15 protein-coding genes and 1 pseudogene are annotated in these 19,662 nt (G+C 72.4%); 7 read left to right on the top strand and 9 right to left on the bottom strand.

Annotated elements, in window-relative coordinates; genetic code table 11:
• The first annotated feature begins 3 nt into the window (after window positions 1-3).
• Window positions 4-324, top strand: a complete 321-nt coding sequence (locus KM933_RS14705; protein ID WP_221352178.1) for a hypothetical protein — start codon at window positions 4-6, stop codon at window positions 322-324.
• Window positions 325-427: 103 nt separating this feature from the next.
• Here KM933_RS14705 and KM933_RS14700 read toward each other — a convergent pair whose 3' ends face one another.
• Complete coding sequence (locus KM933_RS14700; protein ID WP_260333572.1) at window positions 428-3,802, bottom strand: S41 family peptidase; 3,375 nt, start codon at window positions 3,800-3,802, stop codon at window positions 428-430.
• Between the two features lie 228 nt (window positions 3,803-4,030).
• On the opposite strand from KM933_RS14700, the gene KM933_RS14695 reads away from it, so the two are divergent.
• Window positions 4,031-4,621 (top strand): TetR/AcrR family transcriptional regulator, encoded by a 591-nt coding sequence (locus KM933_RS14695; RefSeq protein WP_221352175.1) that lies wholly within the window; start codon window positions 4,031-4,033, stop codon window positions 4,619-4,621.
• Between the two features lie 156 nt (window positions 4,622-4,777).
• Window positions 4,778-7,006, top strand: a complete 2,229-nt coding sequence (locus tag KM933_RS14690; RefSeq protein ID WP_221352173.1) for an MMPL family transporter — start codon at window positions 4,778-4,780, stop codon at window positions 7,004-7,006.
• 115 nt (window positions 7,007-7,121) lie between these two features.
• Here KM933_RS14690 and KM933_RS14685 read toward each other — a convergent pair whose 3' ends face one another.
• Window positions 7,122-7,994, bottom strand: coding sequence for a MerR family transcriptional regulator (locus KM933_RS14685; RefSeq protein ID WP_221352171.1), 873 nt, complete (start codon window positions 7,992-7,994; stop codon window positions 7,122-7,124).
• A 213-nt stretch (window positions 7,995-8,207) separates the two neighbouring features.
• On the opposite strand from KM933_RS14685, the gene KM933_RS14680 reads away from it, so the two are divergent.
• From KM933_RS14680 to KM933_RS14670, 3 genes and pseudogenes are all read left to right on the top strand, one after another.
• A complete protein-coding gene (locus tag KM933_RS14680; protein WP_221352168.1) occupies window positions 8,208-8,612 on the top strand; it encodes a hypothetical protein in 405 nt (134 codons plus the stop codon).
• 313 nt (window positions 8,613-8,925) lie between these two features.
• Entirely contained in the window at window positions 8,926-9,429 is a 504-nt protein-coding gene (locus KM933_RS14675; RefSeq protein ID WP_221352166.1) for a YbaK/EbsC family protein, read from the top strand.
• A gap of 20 nt (window positions 9,430-9,449) precedes the next feature.
• Window positions 9,450-10,045, top strand: a pseudogene (locus tag KM933_RS14670) (DUF5753 domain-containing protein); the annotation flags it as partial.
• On the opposite strand, the gene KM933_RS39305 reads toward KM933_RS14670, so the two are convergent.
• The 6 genes from KM933_RS39305 to KM933_RS14645 all read right to left on the bottom strand — a co-directional run bounded on the left by KM933_RS39305 (window position 10,038) and on the right by KM933_RS14645 (window position 17,169).
• Window positions 10,038-11,447 (bottom strand): FAD-dependent monooxygenase, encoded by a 1,410-nt coding sequence (locus tag KM933_RS39305; RefSeq protein ID WP_260333558.1) that lies wholly within the window; start codon window positions 11,445-11,447, stop codon window positions 10,038-10,040. The pseudogene KM933_RS14670 and the gene KM933_RS39305 overlap by 8 nt on opposite strands.
• A gap of 102 nt (window positions 11,448-11,549) precedes the next feature.
• Window positions 11,550-12,701 carry an MAB_1171c family putative transporter gene (locus KM933_RS14665; protein WP_308013393.1) on the bottom strand — a complete coding sequence of 384 codons (1,152 nt, stop codon included), beginning with the start codon at window positions 12,699-12,701 and terminating at the stop codon, window positions 11,550-11,552.
• 508 nt (window positions 12,702-13,209) lie between these two features.
• Window positions 13,210-14,430 (bottom strand): serine hydrolase domain-containing protein, encoded by a 1,221-nt coding sequence (locus tag KM933_RS14660; protein WP_221352362.1) that lies wholly within the window; start codon window positions 14,428-14,430, stop codon window positions 13,210-13,212.
• Between the two features lie 51 nt (window positions 14,431-14,481).
• Window positions 14,482-15,297, bottom strand: a complete 816-nt coding sequence (locus KM933_RS14655) for an energy-coupling factor ABC transporter ATP-binding protein (RefSeq protein ID WP_260333557.1) — start codon at window positions 15,295-15,297, stop codon at window positions 14,482-14,484.
• Window positions 15,285-16,046, bottom strand: coding sequence for a cobalt ECF transporter T component CbiQ (gene cbiQ / locus KM933_RS14650; RefSeq protein ID WP_221352162.1), 762 nt, complete (start codon window positions 16,044-16,046; stop codon window positions 15,285-15,287). The genes KM933_RS14655 and cbiQ overlap by 13 nt, the downstream gene beginning before the upstream one ends.
• Window position 16,047: 1 nt before the next feature.
• Window positions 16,048-17,169 carry an energy-coupling factor ABC transporter permease gene (locus KM933_RS14645; protein ID WP_221352159.1) on the bottom strand — a complete coding sequence of 374 codons (1,122 nt, stop codon included), beginning with the start codon at window positions 17,167-17,169 and terminating at the stop codon, window positions 16,048-16,050.
• Between the two features lie 175 nt (window positions 17,170-17,344).
• Here KM933_RS14645 and KM933_RS14640 point away from each other — a divergent pair, with 175 nt between their 5' ends.
• Complete coding sequence (locus tag KM933_RS14640) at window positions 17,345-17,686, top strand: SsgA family sporulation/cell division regulator (RefSeq protein ID WP_221352158.1); 342 nt, start codon at window positions 17,345-17,347, stop codon at window positions 17,684-17,686.
• Between the two features lie 88 nt (window positions 17,687-17,774).
• Here KM933_RS14640 and KM933_RS14635 read toward each other — a convergent pair whose 3' ends face one another.
• Window positions 17,775-19,541, bottom strand: a complete 1,767-nt coding sequence (locus KM933_RS14635; RefSeq protein WP_221352156.1) for a penicillin-binding transpeptidase domain-containing protein — start codon at window positions 19,539-19,541, stop codon at window positions 17,775-17,777.
• Window positions 19,542-19,662: the final 121 nt, after the last annotated feature.

Here is a 19,662-nt window from a genome sequence, read left to right as displayed (position 1 = left end):
CCCATGACCGTGAAGGACCAGTTCCAGGACAAGCCCGACGACTTCCAGCGCAACGCGAAGCAGAAGTTCGGTGAGCGCCGCGACGAGATGAACGAGCGCGGGCAGATGCCCGAGCGCGAGCGTCCGGAGCGCTCGGAGCGTCCGGACCGTGAGCGGCCGGAGCGGTCCGAGCGTCCTGAACGCTCCGAGCGGTCCGAGCGGTCCGAGCGTCCTGAACGCTCCGAGCGGGCCGAGCGGCCCGAGCGCATTGAGCGTCGGGTGCCGTCCGAGGGGGCGCGGCGCCAAGCGGGTGTGCGGGAGCGGCTGGAAGATTTCGAGGTCTGAGCCTGCGCTGACGTCCGGCCCCGGCCGGAACCGACGTGGGGTGTCCCTGCTTCTCCGGGGCACCCCACGTTTCTCTGCCGTCGCCTCGTCGGGGCGGGCGGGCTCAAGGGCGGGGCGGCAGGGCGGGACGGGACCGGTCGGGGACGTCCGTGCAGGGGGGCGGGGTGGCGGCGGGGTGCGTGGCCAGGAGGGTCAGGGCCAGGCGGACCGCGTCGTCCAGCTGGGCGTGGCGGCCCTCCGCCCAGTCCAGCGGTGTGCGCAGCACCTCCAGGTCGGGCGTGACACCGCGGTTCTCCACGTCCCAGCCGTACGCGTAGAACCAGGCCGCGTTCATCGGCACCGTGATCACCGACCCGTCGCCCAGATCGTGGCGGCCGGTCATACCGACGACCCCGCCCCAGGTCCGCTGGCCCACCACGGGTCCCAGCCCCAGCAGTTTGAACGCCGCGGTGATCATGTCGCCGTCGGACGAGGTCATCTCGTCGGCCAGGGCGACCACCGGGCCGCGCGGGGCGTTGGACGCGTACGACACCGGCTGGGCGTTGCGGGTCAGGTCCCAGCCCATGACCGTACGGGTGAGCGTCTCGATGACCAGCTCGCTGATGTGGCCGCCCGCGTTGCCGCGTACGTCGACGATGAGCGCGGGGCGCGACACCTCCATGCGCAGGTCGCGGTTGAACTGCGCCCAGCCCGAGCCGCCCATGTCCGGGATGTGCAGGTAACCGCACCGGCCGTCGCTCAGCCGCCGTACCACTTCGCGGCGTTTGGCCACCCAGTCCTGGTAGCGCAGGGGGCGCTCGTCGACGAGCGGAACCACCGCGACCCGGCGCGCACGCCCCGCACCCTCTGCACGCCCCGCACCCTCTGCCTGTCCCGCGCCCTCCGCCGGCACGAACGTCAGCTCCACGGTCGTACCGCCCGCCCCCGCGAGCAGCGGGAACGGACCGGTGACCGGGTCCACCGGGCGGCCGTCCACGTGCGTGAGCAGCGCACCCTCGCGGATGCCCGTACCGGCCAGCGGTGAACGCGCCTTGGAGTCGGAGGAGTCGCCGGGCAGGATGCGCCTGACGGCCCAGCCGCCGTCCCGGCACACGAAGTTCGCGCCCAGCAGCCCCTGGGGCCGCTGGTAGTGCGGCGGACCCTCGTCGCGGCGCGCGGCGGAGACGTACGCGTGCGAGGTGCCCAGTTCGCCCAGCACCTCGCGGAGCAGGTCCGCGAACTCGTCGGGGGACGCGACCCGTTCGACCAGCGGGCGGTACTGGTCCAGGATCCCCGGCCAGTCGATGCCGCACATGCCCGGTTCCCAGAAGTAGGACCGGACGAGGCGGCCCGTCTCGGCGTACGCCTGGCGCCACTCCGCGGCCGGGTCGACCTCGTGCAGGATGCGGCGCAGGTCGATCCAGACGGTCGTGTCGCCGTCGCCCGACTCGGTGGACGGAACGGCCCGCAGCTCCCCCTCGTCCACCACGACGAGCCGGCTGCCGTCACCGCTGGGCGCGAACCAGTCCAGGTCCTCGACGAGTTCGGACTTCTTCGCCCTGGAGAGGTCGAAGTGCTCCAGGGTCGGCCGCCCGCTGGTGTCGTCCGGGTCGGCGAAGGTCTCACCGAGCGCCCCCGAGATCGGCCAGCGCAGCCAGACGAGACCGCCGCCCGCGACCGGGTACAGCGCCGAGTACTTGGAAGCCGTGACCGGGAAGGGGGTCACCCGGCTCGCCAGCCCTTCGGTCTCGACGGTCACGGCGCTTCCCGCCGCGCCCCGGCCGCCGTCCTCGCCGTCGTCCTCGCCGTCGCCCCCGCCGTCGTCCGGGCCGGAGGCGCCCGGACCGGAGGTGCCCGCGCCCGTGTCGTCCCCGGCCGGGTCCAGGCCCCCGGCCGCCGGCCGGCCCTCGGGCGTCAGCGCGAACGGGGACGGGGTCGCCGAGGACAGCGGTACGAGATAGGGGCGGCAGCCCAGCGGAAAGGAGAGGTCGCCGGTGTGGACGTCGTACACCGGGTCGAAACCGCGCCAGGAGAGGAAGGCGAGGTAGCGGCCGTCCCGGGTGAAGACCGGGTTCTCGTCCTCGAAGCGGCCGTTGGTGACGTCCACGATCACGGGCGCGCCCGGCCCGGGGATCCGCGCCATCCTGATCCGCCGGAGCGTGCGGCCGATTCCGGGGTGCGACCAGGTCAGCCACGTACCGTCGGGGGAGAAGGCGAGATCGCGCACGGGCCCGTTGACGGACCGGACGAGCTCCACGACGGTGCCGGCGGCAGCTTCTCCCCCGGCGGGCACGTCGACGAGGAGCAGCCGGCCGTCGTCCGAGGCGATCGCGAGCCGCTCGCCCGCCGGATCGGCGACGAGTTCCAGGACGCGGCCCAGCGCGCCGCAGGCCGGCCGGCGCGGCGCGCGGGTGCCCGACGCCCGCGGCAGGTACGCGATCTCGACCGCGTCCTCGCCCGCCGCGTCCGTCACGTACGCCACCCGCCCGCCCGGACCGAGCATCTCCGGCAGCCGGACGCGGACCCCCGGCGTGTCCGCGATGGTGCGCGCCGGACCGTCGCGGTGCGTGAGCCAGTACAGGCTGCCGCGTACGACGACCGCGCTCGCCCGGCCCGTCTCGTCCACGGAGACGCCGTCGACGTGCTGGGCGGCCGGCACCTGGTAGGGCCGCCGCCCCGCGCGCGGACCGCCGAGCCGTACGTCCAGGCGCCGGGGCCGCGCGCCGGGGGACAGGTCGTCGACGGTCCACAGGTCGCCCGCGCACTGGTAGACGACCCGGGTGCCGTCGCTCGACGCGTGCCGGGCGTAGAAGGCGTCGTGGTCGGTGTGGCGCCGCAGTCCGGAACCGTCGTACCGGCACGAGTACAGGTTGCCGATGCCCTCGTGGTCGGAGAGGAAGACGATCCGGCCGCCGACGAACATCGGCGCGTGCAGATGCCCGCCGAGGCCGTCGAGGAGGCGCTGCCCGTGCAGCCAGAGCCGCCCGGTGGCACCGCCGCGGTAACGCTTCCAGGCGGCGGGCTCGTGCGGGGGCGTACCGGTGAGCAGCAGCGTTCTGCGTTCGCCGGCAATGTCGGCGACGGCGATGTCGGAGACGGGACCCCACGGCAGCTTGCGGCCGGGCCCGCCGCCGACGGGCACGCTGTAGGCCCAGGTGAAGTACGAGAAGGGCTCGCCGTGGGAGGCGACGGCGAGGATGTCGCAGGAGCCGTCCCGGTCGGGGGGCGACCAGCCGCAGACCCGGGTGTCGGCGTTGCCCCAGTAGGTGAGCCGCCGGGCCGGACCGCCGTCCACGGGCGCGAGGTGGATCTCCGGGACGAGACTGCGCCAGGACGTGTACGCGATGTGCCGTCCGTCGGGGGAGAAGCGGGGGTGCCCCACCTTCGTACGGTCGACGGTGAGCCGCCGGGCGCGGCCGGTCCCGTCGAGGGGGGCGACCCACAGATCGTCCTCGGCCACGAAGCAGAGGCGGCCGCCGCCGACGTGCGGGAAGCGCAGATACCCCTCGGTCCCGGGCCTGCTCCCGGACCCGGTGGGGTACTCGTGCTCGTGCGCGCGCTCGTCACTCACCCACCCATGCTTTTCCGGTGGGCGGGGCCCGGCAACTCGTGGTTGCCGCGGTTACGTGACCCAGCACACGTACGAAACGGTTTCGTTTCGCTTGCTTACCGGGGTATCTTCGTAAGCGTACGAAACAGTTTCGTTCGAGTGGGAGCGGTGAGCTGGATGGCTGAGACAGCAACGACGCGTCGCAGCCGGATCACGCCCGAGCGCGAGGCCGAGCTGTACGAGGCCGTGCTCGACCTGCTCCGCGAGGTCGGTTACGACTCCCTGACCATGGACGCCGTGGCGGCCCGCACCCGGTCCAGCAAGGCCACCCTCTACCGCCAGTGGGGCGGCAAGGCTGAGCTGGTGGTGAAGGCGATCCGGCACCACAAGCCGGTCGACATCTCCGGTGTGGACACGGGTTCCCTGCGGGGTGACTTCCACCTGCTGATCATCCGCCAGGACGACTGCCGGATGGAGCAGGACTCCGCGCTGATGCGGGCCCTGGGCATGGCGGTGCACTCGAACCCCGACCTGCTCGCCGCCCTGCGGGAGTGGCTGGTCGAGCCGGAGATGGAAGCGATGCGCCAAGTGGTGCGACGTGCCGTCGACCGCGGCGAGGTCCGTGCGGACAACCCCGCGGTCGACTACGTGCTGCACATGGTCATCGGTGCCTTCGTGGCCCGGACGATGATCGACAACGAGCCACCGACCCAGACCTTCCTGTCCTCGTACATCGACGCGGTGGTCCTCCCCGCCCTCGTCGCCTGATCTCCCCCGACCTCCAGTTCCCACCCCTCACCCATCACGCACACCTCCCCACGCACGTGCACCTGACGAGACCGCTCACGTCGTCGGGCCGATGGTCCCTGCCCTGACGCCGGCGCCACCGCCGGCCGCCACCGACCTGATCGGGAGTACGCCCTCGTGGCCACGTTCCTCTACAAACTCGGCCGGACCGCCTTCAGGCGGCGCCACTTCGCCGTCCTGATATGGGTGGCACTGCTGACGCTCGCGGGTGTCGGCGCGGCCTCCGCGCCCGCCCCGGGCACCACCTCCTTCTCCATCCCCGGCACCGAGGCGCAGAAAGCCTTCGACCTGCTGGAGCAGCGCTTCCCCGGCGCCGGCGCCGACGGCGCGACCGGACGCGTCGTCTTCAAGGCGCCCGAGGGCGAGAAGATGACGGACGCCGAGAACAAGGCGATCGTCGGGAAGACCGTCGAGGAACTGGGCGACGGTTCCGAGGTCGCCTCCGTCACCGACCCGTTCACGACCAACGCCGTGAGCAAGGACGGGACGGTCGCCTACACGTCGGTGAAGTACGACGTCCCCGGCATGGAACTCGCGGACTCGACCAGGGACGCCCTGGAGACGGCCGGTGACGACGCCCGGGCCGCCGGACTGACCGTCGACGTCGGCGGCGACGCGCTGGAGGCCGGGGCCGAGATGGGCATGGCCGGTGAGATCATCGGCCTCACCCTCGCCGCGATCGTCCTCGTCGTCACCCTGGGCTCCCTGATCGCGGCCGGACTTCCGCTGCTGACGGCGATCGTCGGCGTCGGCATCGGCGTCTCCGTCATCACCGCCCTCGCCAGCACGCTCGAACTCGGCGACACCACCTCGATCCTCGCGCTGATGATCGGCCTCGCGGTCGGCATCGACTACGCGCTGTTCATCGTGACCCGCTACCGGGCCGAGCTGGCCGAGGGTCGCGACCACGAGGAGGCGGCGGGCCGCGCCACCGGCACCGCGGGCTCGGCCGTGGTCTTCGCGGGCCTCACGGTCGTCATCGCCCTGGCGGGCCTGGCGGTCGTCAACGTCCCGATGCTGACCAAGATGGGCCTCGCCGCGGCGGGCACGGTCGTGATCGCCGTCCTCATCGCGCTGACGATGATCCCGGCACTGCTCGGTTACGCGGGCAGGAAGATCCGCCCGGCGGGCGAGAGGACCAAGAAGACGGCCTCGTCCGAGAAGGCCACCGGGCCGGTGAAGCCCAACATGGGCACGCGCTGGGCGAGCTTCGTCATCCGCCGCCCGGCCGCCGTGCTGCTGCTCGGCGCGGTCGGCCTGGGCGTGATCGCCGTACCGGCCTCCCAGCTGGAACTGGGCCTGCCCGACGACGGCTCGCAGCCCACGTCCACCACCCAGCGCCGGGCGTACGACCTGCTGTCGGAGGGCTTCGGACCCGGCTTCAACGGCCCCCTGATGATCGTGGTCGACGCCAAGGACAGCGACGACCCGACGGCCGCCTTCGGCGACGTGACCGACGGCATCAAGGGTCTCGAAAACGTCGTGACGGTCACCCCGCCGGTGCCCAACAAGGCCGGCGACACCGCGACGATCACCGTGATCCCGGCCTCCAAGCCGTCCTCGGCGCAGACCGAGGACCTGGTGCACGCGATCCGCGGCCAGGGCGCCGCCGTCGAGGCGGACACGGGCGCGAAGGTGCTGGTCACCGGCACCACCGCGATGAACATCGACTTCTCGCAGAAGCTCAACGACGCACTGCTGCCGTACCTGGCCCTGGTGGTCGGTCTGGCCTTCCTCCTCCTCATCGTCGTCTTCCGCTCCGTCCTGGTCCCGCTCAAGGCGGCGCTCGGCTTCCTGCTGAGCGTGCTCGCCGCGCTCGGCGCGGTCGTCGCCGTCTTCCAGTGGGGCTGGCTGGCGGGTCTGATGGGCGTCGAGGAGACCGGCCCGATCATGTCGATGATGCCGATCTTCATGGTGGGCGTGGTCTTCGGCCTCGCGATGGACTACGAGGTGTTCCTCGTGACCCGCATGCGGGAGGCGTACGTCCACGGCGAGTCCCCGAGCCAGGCGATCGTCACCGGCTTCCGGCACAGCGCCCGGGTCGTGGTGGCCGCCGCGGTCATCATGATGGCGGTCTTCGGCGGCTTCATCGGCGCCAGCGACTCGATGATCAAGATGATCGGCTTCGGCCTCGCGATCGCCGTCTTCTTCGACGCCTTCGTGGTCCGCATGGCGATCGTCCCCGCGGTCCTGGCCCTCCTCGGCAAGAGGGCCTGGTGGCTCCCGAGGTGGCTGGACCGCGCGCTCCCGAACGTCGACGTGGAGGGCGAGAGCCTCAGGACCCTCGACGACGACCCGAGGAACACGGACGAGGACGACGAGGACAGGGAACTGGCCCGCGCCTGACGCGCAGCCGGACACCCGTCACAACCAGCCGGTGAGGGCTCCGTGGGGACGGGCGGCCCTCACCGGCTCCTTTTGCCGGCCGCCCGTTCGGGACGCGTGGTCGTCCGGACCGGTTCTACGACGCCGGGACCGGGCCGGTGGCCGAAAGCGCGGCCACGCACCAGCTGTGCGCCGCGCCCTCGGTGGATCGGCCGGCCCCGGTCACCGTGGCGAAATGCCGCCAGTAGCGGCTGAAGAGCGGGACGGTCCAGCGCAGGGCGTCCGCCAGGAGAACCCGGAAACCGGGACTGTCCGTCTCGCCCCGGCCTCGTGCGCACGCGCCCGCGAAGGCGTCCAGCGCTGCCCCCGGCCGAGGGGCCAGTCCTCGTGCCAGGGCGTCATGGGCCAGTTCGCAGGCGTCGACCAACTCCGCGTACAGCGACGCCTTGTCCCGCGCGTGGGAAGCGGCGTAGTACTTCGGGAAGCCCGGATGCGCGGCGAGCACGTGCATCTCCGCGTAGGCGAGCGCCGTTTCGGGTGTCGGCTCGCGCGGCGGATCCGCAACCGCCTGCGCGACGACCGCGGCGGCCAGGCTGCGAGGGAGGGACCGGGGAAGCATGGTCTCCCAGGTCCGCAGCAGGTCGTCGTGGGCGTGCGGCAGTCTCTGTACCCGCGCCAGCACCTCCAGACGCCGTAGCCGCTCCGTCTGGGAACAGTCGTCCAGCGCTTGCAAGGTGGCCTGCTGCCAGCGCAGCCGGTCCAGCCGCGACTGCACCTCCTCCAGTTCACCCGCCACCAGTTCGGCGAGCTGCACCTCACCGTTCACCACTCGCGTGATCGTGGCGATCGGCAGGTCCAGGGCCCGTAACCGCCGGATCAGTTGCAGACGCTCCCGGGCGTCCGCACCGTATCGGCGATGGCCGCCCGCGCTGCGCCCGGCCTCCGGCAGAAGTCCGCTGTCCGAGTAATAACGGACCGTCTTCACCGGCAGATTCGTCGACGAAGCCAACTCTCCGATGCTCCATGTGTCTTGCGTCACAAGTACTTGAACCTCCAGTGCGCAGGAGGTTTTACCGTACAAGTCGTCGACCGGAGAGGCGGAGATGTATATCGGCCTTCCGGGAGACCGGAATGCGAATGGGACAGAAGGAGGAGGATCACGGTGAAGAAAATCCGGAGTCGGGCGGGGATTTCAATGGCCGCTCTCGGGATGGTGGCGGCCATGTCCACCCATGCCGCCGCGGATACCGGGAGCGGTGCTGCTTCGGCGCCGACCACCCCGGGCGTCCTGGCCACCCACGCCGTCGAGACGAGTGATGGCAGGCCTGGCGGACGCCTTGAGTTCCGCACCGAGGGGGACGTCGTCACGGTGAGCGACCAGCAGGCGAACGACGGCCACGCGGCCCAGGGTTACGTGTACGAGTACATCAGCCCGACCCTGCGTGGCGACCGGGTCTACACACTTCGCGACAACGGCTCCGACGGTGTGCCGAAGATCGCGCGGGAGTCCGACGGTGGCAGCCACAACCTCAAGGAGGACCAGATGTACTGGTTCCGGATCTGTCTGGTCGGCCCCGAGGACGGCCTGTCGGGCTGTGTCTGGAAGGCTTGGGGGAACGTGGGATAGGCGTAACCACGCGTCCCCCTCTTACCGGTTCCCACCGGCGGGAGGGGGAATGCGCGTATTCACGCCGATGAGCGGCGGCAGTGATGCGGCCGCGTCTTCGTGCTGACGCTTTTCCGCCGTGCCGGAGACCCGCATTCATTCGGCTTCCGGATTTCCCGACGTGGTTCCTTTTCGCCCGACGGGCTGCTGGACGCCCGGCGCGGCCCCTCCCCGTTCGGCTCCCCGTACCGTCCGCCATCGAGCCGCCTCGCCGCCGCCCCGCCGCACGCAATCGGGATGTGGCCCCCACCGGGAACCGGCTAGCGTGCCCTCCATGACCGCCGCAGAAGAGCCGAACGCCGCCCACCCCCGCTTCGCCGAAGCCCTCGGCGCCCTCGGCCTCGACGACCTCGGGCCACGGATCCGCCGCTTCCCGGACGCCACCCGTACGGCCGCCGAGGCCGCCGCCGCACTCGGCTGCGACCTCAGCGAGATCTGCAAGTCGCTGGTCTTCGCGGCGGACGGCGTCCCGGTCCTCGTCCTCATGGACGGCGCGTCCCGCGTGGACCTGGAGCTCGTACGCCAGGAACTGGGCGCCGGGAAGGTGACCCGCGCCGACGCGGACCTGGTCCGGGAGGCGACGGGTTACGCGATCGGTGGCGTGCCCCCCTTCGGACACCGCAGCAAGACCCGCGTACTGGCGGACCGCGCCCTGCTGGACCACGACGTCGTGTGGGCCGCGGCGGGCACTCCGTACGCGGTTTTCCCCATGGACCCGAAGACCCTGATCGCCCACGCGGGCGGCACGTTGGCGGACCTCCGCGAGCAGGCCGGGTGACGGGGTGACGAGGCGCCGGGGTGACCCCGCCGGTCACCCCGGCACCGTCCCGGCAAGGGTCAGACGGCGGCGGCGGTCGCAGAGCGGCATCGCTGCTGGGGGTGAACCCTGTCCAGCTCAGCCACATCGAGTCAGGTCTCACGGGGGTGAGCGAGGAACGCCTGCGCCAGCTCACGTCCCATTACGCGTGTGCGGACAACGAGTTCATCGATGCCCTGGTCGCGATGGCCACGGACCGGACACGCGGCTGGTGGGAGGAGTACCGAGGGGCGCTGTCCCCGCCGTTCCTCGATCTCGCCGAGCTGGAACACCATGCCAAGTCCCTGCGGGAGGTCCATTCCTCTATATTCCCGGCCTCCTCCAGACTGAGGAGTACGCCCGCGCCGTCTATGCCTACCGTGTGCCCGAACTTCCGGAGCACGAGCTGGAGTTGCGCGTACGCCACCGGATGCAGCGCAAGGTGTTCCTCCAGGGCGTGGGTGGCATCCCGTACGAGGTGATCATCCATGAGGCAGCGCCACGCATCATGGTCGCCGACCGTGCCGCCGCACGAGTTCAGCTCGCTCGCCTCGTCGAACTCGCTGAAACGGATCAGGTGATCGTGCGCGTCATCCCGTCCGCCCGTCGGGGACGCCGTCGAGCGCACGCAGCAGTTGCCGTTCCCGGGCGGTCAGCGGGGGACCGGACAGCGGGGGCAGCGGAGGGCCGCTCAGGGCGGCCAGCACGGTCGAGGGACGCAGCAGCCGGGCGGGGCCCGCTTCGAGGCCGGTGACGTCCCACAGCGCGGAGGCCACCCGGTAGGAGCCGGTCGCGGCTCTCATGACGCGCCGGGTGTAGCGGGCCGCGAGGCGGTCCGCGGCGGTGGGCGCGCCGCCGCGGACCCCGGGGTACAGCACGTCCTGGCTCACGGCCAGGCTCCACGCCGCCTCCACGTGGGCGGCCGCGGCGCGCTGCGCGGTGCGGGCCAGGCCCGGGGCGAGGACGCCGGTGCGCCGCAGTTGACGGCTGAAGGCCCGGGCGCCGAGCGCGGCCACGCTCATGCCCTGCCCGTAGGCCGGGTTGAAGGTCGCCAGCGCGTCACCGAGGACGAGCAGGCCGTCCGGCCAGGTGCGGGACTTCTCCAGGTACCGGCGGACGTTGCTGGTACTGCGGCTGACGGCGACGTCGGTGACCGGCCGGGCGCGGGAGATGAGCTGTCCGACGATGGGATGGGACAGGCCCAGGGTGTACCGCAGGAAGCCTTCGGGGTCGGCCGGGGGCTCGCCGCCGCGGGAGCCGGCGAGGCTGACCATCCAGTGGCCGTTCTCGACGGGCACGATCACGGCGCTGCGCCCGGGGCGCCCGGTGTACGGGTCGGCCTGCACCATCGTCAGGGGGAAGTGCTCGGCGCCCGGCGGGACGCGGTAGAGGCGGGTGGCGTTGACCAGGCCGGAGTCGACCGTCCTCTCCTCGATGCCGGTGAGGGAGAGGTCCTCCAGCCACCGCACGACGCGTGAGCCGCGCCCGCTGGTGTCGACGACGAAATCGGCGGCCAGTTCCGCCCGGCCGGACGCGGTCCGCAGGTGCAGGCCGCTCACCCGGTGCGGGTCGCCGATCAGGCCGAGGGCCTGCGCCCGACGGATCTCGACGTTGCCCGTGTGCCGCAGGACGGCCGTGCGCACCGCCCACTCCAGCAGGGCCCGGCTACAGGTGATCATGTGGTGGGCGCTGTGGCGCCAGCGGTGGAACCAGCCCTCCGGGGTCAGGACCACGGCGCCGGAGCTCAGGGAGATCGCGTGGGCGCCCGCGGCCAGCAGGTGTTCCCGCACGTTCACACCGGGGAGCAGGTCCTCCATGGCGGCCAGGCCGCCGGGCATCAGCAGATGCGCGTGCCGGCCCTGGGGAACGCCCTTCCGGTGTTCGGGGCCCCCGGGCAGGTCGTCGCGCTCCACCACGGTGACCTCGTCGACGTACGGGGACAGGGCCGCCGCCGCGAGCACTCCGCCCAGTCCGGCTCCGATGACGACAGCTCTCCGCATGACTCTCCTCGTGTTCGATCACGTGATGCCGTCGGCGGCGTACCGCGCGGCACATGCGGTACCGGGCGGCACATGCGGTACGCGCGGCGCACGCGGCACGTCTCATACGACGCCCTCGACGGCCCTGGAGCCCGCGGCCGGCCGGTCGGACGCGGTCAGCGCCCTGGATATGTCCTCAAGACCGGCGACCTCGGGAAGGCGCCCCGCCATGCGGCCGTCCTGGGACGGCCGCCGCCCCTCGCGTTCGGCCCGCGCCGCCGCGACGATGACCGCGGCCCAGGCCGCGGCGTCCGCCTTCCGCCGGTCGCCGGTGCTCCGCAGGGCGGCCCCGAACACCGCTTCGTACAGACCGCGGTCGGACCACCCGTCGAGGAGATGGTGCAGCCCGTTGTTGATGCTGGTCCGGCGCCATGTCAGCAGTACCGCCGGAGAGGCCCAGGGCGGGCGGCGCAGCCGCAGGCCGCGGCGGGTCAGCAGCTCGTCCAGCTCACGGTCCAGCGGCTCCAGGCGCACGAAGGACCGCCAGGAGCGCCGCCACAGCGCCAGTGCCTGGCCGACCAGGGGGATCAGGATGCCCACGACCGTCGTCACCGCTCCCAGGCCGGCGAGCCCGGGACTGAGCCGGGTACCGAGCGCCGACCAGTCCTGCCCGCACCAGCGGGCCACCACGGCCGCCAGCTTGGAGACGCTGTAGCCCGCGCTCACCACGGTGCCGACCCCCAGGGTGAGGAGGCCGGCCCGCAGCCGGCCCCGCACCTCCCGGGCCCAGTTGAGCGACCACACGGCGGTCACGGTGACAGCCGTCAGATGGGCGAGCAGATAGAGCAGGATCATCACGGAGACGAACGGGGTGGTCGCGTAGTAGGTGTCGAAGTCGGTGCGGCGCTCCACGGGCGCGTCTCCCGCGGCGAACGTCACCGCGATGCCGGCCAGGACGAGCGCGTAGCCGAGGACCCAGCGGCGGGCGGTACGGCGCACGTTCGGCCCGCCGCGCCAGTGGACGATCAGGACCAGCGACGACGCGCTGTAGGCGGTGATGGCGGCGTAGGTCAGCGGGGCCGCCAGGTTGGGCACGTTGGTGATGCGGTTGACCGCTCCCACGGTGGGAGGGGCGCCGAGCAGGAAACACAGACCGGCCAGGGCCATGACGGCGCAGATGGTGCGCAGGAAAGGGTTGCGCCGGTCGCGCACCAGGTCGGACAACTTCACCGACAGGCCGAACCACAGCACACCGCAGCTGAGGTAGTTGATCACGATTGCCGTCCTCGGTGACGGAGAGCAGCGGGAGTGTCGAACAGGACCTCGGGGTCCGCGGGTGACGGCACCCGGACGGGATCGATCAGGGCGCCGGCCGGGCGGCGCGTCTCCGTGCGGGTCCGCCCCCGCTTCCCCGTGAAGGATCTTCTCCGGGGATTCCTCATGGTCACGGTGGGCACCCTGTCCGCGTCGGGGGCGTCAACTGCCGGTCTCGGTCCGGGCGATCATCACAGCCCACTGTTCGAGCTTCCCGCCGCGTGTGCGAGGCGCTCGACGGTCTCGGCGAGCCGGGCGTACGCGTCTGCTGCTGCCACCGGGATCTCCCGAGCGCGCGGTCCGAGTGGGACACGGGGTGGCGGGAGACCTCCGGGCCCGCCGTGCACCGATGTTAAGTATCCCCGCCTTCCATGGCTAGCCTGAGCCTTCCATGGCCAGCCCGATCGACATGTCGGTGCGCACCGCGGCCGCCGGGACCGACGGCGTCGCCCGGGGCCGACCGCGTCGGCTACGACGACAGCGCGGCCCGTACCGCCCGTACCAGCGCCTGGGCCCGCGGGTCCGCCGTCACCGTCTTGCGGAAGCCGTTGGTCACGTAGGCGAAGGCGATGCCCGATTCGGGGTCGGCGAAGCCCAGGGAGCCGCCGCGGCCCGGGTGGCCGAAGGAACCGGGGCCCAGGAACGGCGAGGCCGGGCCGTGGAGCATGTAGCCCGGTCCGAAACGGGTGTTGACGACCAGGACGCGGTCCGGTCCCGCGGACTCCTCCGTGCGGGCCGCCGCCAGTGTCTCCGGTGTGAACAGACGGGCGCCGCCACCCCCGACCCCGCCACCCCCGACCCCGCCGCCCTCGACCCCACCGATCAGGGACGCGTAGAAGCGGGCCAGCCCGTCCGCCGTCGCGATGCCGTTCGTCGCGGGGAGCGCGGCCGCCCGGTACGCCGGGTCGTTCTGGTCGGGGAACGGGCTGATCGCGGCGAAGGCCCGGCGGGTGAGCGAGTCCGGGTCCTCGTACGCCGCCACCACCGACCGCTTCGGACGCGCCCGCAGCGCCCCGTCGCCGCCCGTCCCCGGCGTCTCGATCCGGCCCACCCGGCCGGCCCGCCCCGCCTCCCGCTCCGGCAGCCCGACCCACAGGTCCGCGCCCAGCGGCCCGGCGATCTCCCGGGCGATCCAGTCACCGATGCCGGCGCCCGTGACGCGCCGCACCAGCTCACCGGTCAGCCAGCCGTACGTCAGCGCGTGGTAGCCGTGCGCGGTACCCGGCTCCCACACCGGCGCCTGGCGTGCGACGGCCTCGGCGCCCCGCAGCGGGTCCAGCGACTCCCCGGCGGTGAGCGGCCGGTCCAGGACCGGCAGTCCGGCCCGGTGCGAGAGCACCTGCCGCACCGGTATCCGCTCCTTGCCCGCCGCCTTGAACTCGGGCCAGTACTCGCCCACCGGCGCGTCCAGGTCCAGCAGGCCCCGCTGGTGCAGGAGCAGCAGCGCGGCCGCGGCGACCCCCTTGGTGGCCGAGCGCACGATCTGCGCGGTGCCGTGCTCCCAGGGCTCCGCGGGCTCCGTACCGGTACCGCCGTCGAAGTCCTTCGTCCCGGCCCACAGGTCGACGGCCTTGTGCCCGTCCCGGTACACGGCGACCGCCGCGCCCCGGTCCCCGAGCGCGTCGAAGTTCCGTACGAACGCCTCCCTGACCGGCTCGAAGCCCTCGGCCACCGTGCCGTTCACGTCCACCACGTCCGTACCCCTCACCGCTCCCGTCGCGCCGCGCACGCGTCGCGCTTCTCACGCGCCCATTGTCACCGAGCGCGGATCGAAGCCGAACGGCAGTTCCAGGCGGTGCTCCCGCATCAGGTCGTCGTCCGAGAGCAGCTCGCCGGTCCGGCCGTCCGCCGCGATCACGCCCTCGCTGAGGATCAGGGCGCGGGGGCACAGTTCGAGGGCGTACGGCAGATCGTGCGTGACCATCAGCACGGTCACGTCCAGCGAACGCAGGATGTCCGCGAGTTCGCGCCGCGAGGCCGGGTCGAGGTTGGACGACGGCTCGTCCAGGACGAGGATCTCCGGCTCCATCGCCAGGACGGTCGCGACGGCCACCCGGCGCCGCTGACCGAAGGAGAGGTGGTGCGGCGGGCGGTCGGCGAAGGCCGCCATGCCGACCTGTTCCAGCGCGGTGCGCACCCGCGCCTCCAGCTCCGGCCCCCTCAGCCCGGCGGAGGCCGGCCCGAAGGCCACGTCCTCGCGGACGCTCGGCATGAAGAGCTGGTCGTCCGGGTCCTGGAAGACGATGCCGACCTTCCGCCGGATCTCCGCCATGTGCTGCCGGCCGACGGGCAGCCCGGCGACCGTCACGGTCCCGGCCCCGGCGGTCAGGATGCCGTTGAGGTGGAGCACGAGGGTCGTCTTGCCGGCGCCGTTCGGACCGAGCAGCGCCACCCGCTCGCCCCGCCCGACGGTGAAGTCCACCCCGAAGAGGGCCTGGTGCCCGTCGGGATAGGCGAAGGCCAGCCCGGCCACCTCCAGGGAGGGGACGGGGGCCGCGGAACCGGTCGAAGAGCCGGGCACAGGAGTCACAGGGGGCACAGGGGTCACAGGGTCCATCCCAGCAGACATACGACGAGCGCGGCGGCCGGCAGGGCGAAGGCGTACGACCACTGCGCCCGGGACGCGGTCATCTCGTCGATCACCGGCATCGAACCGGTGTACCCCCGGCTGACCATGGCGAGGTGCACCCGCTCCCCGCGCTCGTAGGAGCGGATGAAGAGGGCGCCCGCGGACTTGGCGAGGACGCCCCAGGACCGGACGCCCCGCGCCTCGAAGCCGCGCGACTCCCGCGCGATCCGCATCCGCCGCATCTCGTCCGCGATGACGTCCCCGTACCGGATCATGAAGGACGCGATCTGTACGAGGAGGGGCGGCAGCCGGAGCCGCTGGAGGCCCAGCAGGAGCTCGCGCAACTCGGTCGTCGAGGCGAGCAGCACGGACGCGGCGACGCCGAGCGTGCCCTTGGCCAGCACGTTCCAGGCGCCCCACAGGCCGTTCACGCTCAGGGACAGGCCGAGCACGTCGACCCGTTCGCCCTGCGCCACGAACGGCATCAGCACGGCGAAGGCCACGAACGGCACCTCGACCAGCAGCCGCTTCAGTACGGAACCGGCCGGGACGCGGGCCGCGTACGCCACGGCCGCCAGCAGCAGCGCGTACAGCCCGAACGCCCACATCGCCTCGCGCGGGGTCGACACGACGACCAGCACGAAGGCGAGGACGGCGGCGAGCTTGGTGTGCGGCGGCAGGGCGTGCACGGGCGAGTGCCCGGGCCGGTAGAGCCGGTGCGCGTGACCCGCGCCCATGTCAGACGGATTTCCCGGCCTGCGGCGAACCCGGACCGGCCTGCGCCGAACCCGGACCGGCCTGCGCCGAACCCGGACCGGCCTGCGCGTCGGGCGTACGGCGCCTGCGGACGGCCCAGAAGACGCCCGTGCCCGCGACGACCGTGACGCCCACGCCGATCACGCCCGCGAGGCCGCCGGACATCCGGGCGTCGCCGAGTCCCTCGACGCCGTAGTCGGCGAGCGGGGAGTCCGCGGCGGCGTGGTCCTCGACCTCGGCGTCGATGCCCTTGTCGGCGGCGACCTTCTCCAGGCCGTCGGGGCTCGCCGAGGCGTAGAAGCTGACGACACCGGCGAGGACGAGCGAGGTGGCGAGTCCGGCCAGCCACACCTTGCGGTGGGACCGGGCGGCGGCCGCCGGGGCGGGCCCGGTGGCGGGGGCGGCTCCGGCGGGGGTGTCGACCAGTTCACCGTTCACCCGCAGCTTCAGCGGCGCGGTCAGCCCGCGGGCCCCGTACACGAGATCCGGCCGTACGGCGATGACGGCGCCGACCGTGAGGGCGGTGATCGCGGCCTCGCCGATGCCGATCAGGACGTGGACGCCGACCATCGCGGTGAGGACCCGCCCGATCGGGACGTCCGTGGTGCCGCCGATCGCGTACACGAGGGTGAAGGCCGCGGCGGCCGCCGGCACGGAGATCAGCGCGGCGAGGAACGCCGAGACGGTAATGGACCGGCGCTTCCTGGGCAGGAGTTTTACGAGGGAGCGGAAGACGGCGTAGGCCACGACCGTGGTGACGACCGCCATGACCGTGATGTTCACGCCCAGCGCGGTGAGGCCGCCGTCCGCGAAGAGGATGCCCTGCATGAGGAGCACGACCGAGACGCAGAGGACCCCGGTGAAGGGGCCCACGAGTATCGCGGCCAGCGCGCCTCCGAGCAGATGTCCGCTGGTGCCGGCCGCGACCGGGAAGTTCAGCATCTGCACGGCGAAGATGAACGCGGCGACCAGCCCCGCGAGCGGGGCGGCGCGCTCCTCCAACTCATGCCGTGCCCCGCGCAGGCCGACCGCGACGGCCGCGGCGGCCACGACGCCGGCTGCCACGGAGACGGGGGCGTTGATGAATCCGTCGGGAACGTGCATGGAGGGCTCCGCTTCCGGGGGCAGACCTGCTGGCCATAACCGTTCGATGATAGTGGCCTAATGCGAACAGCTTGCAAGAGCGAGGTGGACCCGAATGCGACTACGACTCACGTGGAGGCGAGTAGAGGGAAATGTGCGACATTAGTGGGTAATACGCACAAGGAGGGAGCGATCGATGTCCGTCGTTGAGCAGTACGCGCGCGCCCACATCGTGACGGACGAGGCGCAGGATCCGCCCGCCGTGCCGGTGGCCCTCCGCTACGACCCCGAGGCCGACCCCCGCCGGGTGCGCGTCGTGCTGCCCGGCCGCCACGAGTGGGTCTTCGCCCGCGACCTGCTCGAACAGGGGCTGCGGGACCCGGCCGCCGCCGGTGACGTACGCATCTGGCCCTGCGGCCGGGCCCAGGCCGTCATGGAGTTCCGCTCGGCGAGGGGGGTGGTGGTCGTGCAGTTCGACACGAGGACGCTGATCCGCTTCCTGCGCCGGACGTACACGGCGACGCCGGTGGCCGGCTGACCGGTCCGGTGGACCGGACCGGTCCGGGACAGCCGCTCGTGAGGCGGATCAGCCGCTCGTGAGGCGGATCAGCCGCTCGTGAGGCGGATCAGCTGCCGGCCTTCAGCAGCGCCGCCACGATCGGGCCGGCCGCCTCGCCGCCGTGGCCGCCCTGCTGGACCACGCCCGCGGCCGCCAGGTCGCCCTTCCAGGCCGTGAACCAGCCGTTGGGCTTCTTCTGGTTGTCGACCTCCGCGGAACCGGTCTTGGCCCCGAAGTCGGGACCGAGCCCCGCCATGGCCTCGGCCGCCGTGCCCGCCGCCGCCGTGTACTGGAGCAGCTCCTTGAGCTGGGCCCGCGTACCGGCGGACAGGGAGCGGGGCGCCGTCGCGAGGGTCCGGTCGTCGACCGCCGGAGGGACCAGGTAGGGCTGGCGGAACGTACCCGTCTTGGCCGTGGCGACGACCGACGCCATGTTCAGCGGATTCATCCGCACCCCGCCCTGGCCGATCAGCGAGGCCGCCATCTGGGCCTGCGACTGCACCGGCACCGAGCCGTCGAAGGTCGGCACCCCGATGGCCCAGTTGTCCAGGCCGAGGCCGAACACCTGCTGGGCCTGCTTGGTCAGGTCGTCGTCGCTCAGCTTCTTGGCCTGGCTGATGAAGGCCGTGTTGCAGGAGCGCGCGAAGCTCGCCTTGAACGTGCCGTCCTTGATCTCGAACTTGTCGTCGTTCTGGAACTTCCAGCCGCCGTACGTCGAGTACTTGGGACAGGGGTGCTCCTTGTTCGTCGAGGCGAGCCCCTTCTCGATGAGCAGCGAGGCCGTGACGATCTTCATCGTCGAGCCGGGGGCCAGGGAGCCCTGGAACGCGGTGTTGAAGCCGTGCCCCGAGTTCGCGACGGCGAGGATCTCGCCGGTCGACGGCTTGACGACCACCGCCGACGCCCTGGGCTTCGCCGCCACCTGCTTCTCGGCGGCGGCCTGGAGGGCCGGGCTGAGTGTCGTACGCACCGTGCCCGGCGTGCCCTCGCTCAGCTCCAGCAGCGTCTTGTCGGGGTTCTTGCCGCCGGCCGCCTTGATCCTCTCGGCGGTCTTGGACCCCTTGCCGTCCTCGGAGTCCGCGCCGTCCCCGGACCCGGCGCGGACGACCCGCAGCTCGACGCCCGCCTTGCCGCCGGCCTTCTTGCCGTACTTCTCCCGCAGGCCGTCGAGGACCGTCCCGAGCGAGGGGTACCCGGCGGCCGTCAGCTCGCCGCCGTCCCGGTCCAGGGCCTTGACCGGGGGCGTCCCGGCCTCGCCGGTGACCAGCCTGTCGCCGTCCTCCAGCTCCGGGTGCACGACCGCCGCGTGCCAGTCGACCAGCGGCTTGCCGTCCTCCTCACGGCGTACGACGGTCAGCTCGGACTCGTACGCGAGGGGCTCGGACAAGTTCTTGTACGCGACCGTGCCCTTGACGGAGAACGGGACGGTGTCGCGGGAGCCGCCCGTGCCGCCGGAGCGCTTCTTGACCGTGTCGGCCGTGCTGGCGGTGTCGGCGGTGAGTGTCACATCCTTGATGCGCGCCTCCCTGCCGTAGCCGGTGAGCAGGGCGGCCGCCGCCCTGGTGTCGTTCGTCGCGGCGGCGGCCTTCCGCACGTCACCGCTCTGCCAGGCCGTGAGGAACGCGGTGGCCGTGGAGCTCACCTCGGCCGCCGACAGCGGTCCGGTCTTCACGGGCTTCGCCCCGGCGGACGAACCGGCGTCGGCCGACGCGCCACCACCGCCGTACAGGGCGTAGCCGCCGAGCCCCGCACCGCCGACGACAACGGCGACCACCCCGCCGATGACGGCGGGCTTCGTCCTGCCGCGCTCAGGTGCGCGCCTTCTGTTCCCCACGACTTCCGTTTCCTCCGCTGCTTCCCGACGCCCTGCACCCTCGACGGCTCTCACCCCGATGGCCCTCGTCCTCGGTGGTTCTCCGTGAGAACGAGAGCACCACCCTAGGGTCCCGCCCTGC

The sequence above is a fragment of the Streptomyces beigongshangae genome, from assembly GCF_019710745.1.
Taxonomy (GTDB): domain Bacteria; phylum Actinomycetota; class Actinomycetes; order Streptomycetales; family Streptomycetaceae; genus Streptomyces; species Streptomyces beigongshangae.
The sequence above is the reverse complement of the archived record's forward strand: the minus strand, read 5'-3'. Positions and strand labels throughout refer to the sequence as shown.

Coding starts and splice junctions, on each gene's coding strand:
- KM933_RS14705 (WP_221352178.1), top strand. CDS start 4: ATGACCGTGAAGGACCAGTTCCAGGACAAGCCCGACGACTTCCAGCGC.
- KM933_RS14695 (WP_221352175.1), top strand. CDS start 4,031: ATGGCTGAGACAGCAACGACGCGTCGCAGCCGGATCACGCCCGAGCGC.
- KM933_RS14680 (WP_221352168.1), top strand. CDS start 8,208: ATGTCCACCCATGCCGCCGCGGATACCGGGAGCGGTGCTGCTTCGGCG.
- KM933_RS14675 (WP_221352166.1), top strand. CDS start 8,926: ATGACCGCCGCAGAAGAGCCGAACGCCGCCCACCCCCGCTTCGCCGAA.
- KM933_RS39305 (WP_260333558.1), bottom strand. CDS start 11,447: ATGCGGAGAGCTGTCGTCATCGGAGCCGGACTGGGCGGAGTGCTCGCG.
- KM933_RS14655 (WP_260333557.1), bottom strand. CDS start 15,297: ATGGACCCTGTGACCCCTGTGCCCCCTGTGACTCCTGTGCCCGGCTCT.
- cbiQ (WP_221352162.1), bottom strand. CDS start 16,046: ATGGGCGCGGGTCACGCGCACCGGCTCTACCGGCCCGGGCACTCGCCC.
- KM933_RS14645 (WP_221352159.1), bottom strand. CDS start 17,169: ATGCACGTTCCCGACGGATTCATCAACGCCCCCGTCTCCGTGGCAGCC.
- KM933_RS14640 (WP_221352158.1), top strand. CDS start 17,345: ATGTCCGTCGTTGAGCAGTACGCGCGCGCCCACATCGTGACGGACGAG.